Raw genomic sequence first — 238 nt, 5'->3', positions numbered from 1 at the left:
GACTCGCGGAAAATGGCGCAAACTCAAAGAAAACTCAGCCCGCGCGCTGCGGGCGGAGCGTGTGAACCGGGTTGCGCCAATCGATCCCGTCGAGCATGTAGGCGAGCTGCGCCGGCGATATGGAAACCGTGCCGTCCGCCGGCGCCGGCCATAGAAACCGGCCCTTCTCGAGCCGTTTCGCATACAGCGACATGCCGAGCCCATCATGCCAGATAATCTTGATCAGATTGCCGCTGCG

At 62.2% G+C, this 238-nt stretch carries 1 protein-coding gene; it reads right to left on the bottom strand.

Going from position 1 to position 238, the window contains the following annotated elements; all coding sequences use genetic code 11:
• Positions 1–34: 34 nt before the first annotated feature.
• A partial coding sequence (gene tnpB / locus E5W70_RS32890) for an IS66 family insertion sequence element accessory protein TnpB (RefSeq protein WP_292665535.1) occupies positions 35–238 on the bottom strand: 204 nt, incomplete at its 5' end.

It is taken from the genome of Mesorhizobium sp., assembly GCF_005063415.1.
Taxonomy (GTDB): domain Bacteria; phylum Pseudomonadota; class Alphaproteobacteria; order Rhizobiales; family Rhizobiaceae; genus Mesorhizobium.
The sequence above is the reverse complement of the archived record's forward strand: the minus strand, read 5'-3'. Positions and strand labels throughout refer to the sequence as shown.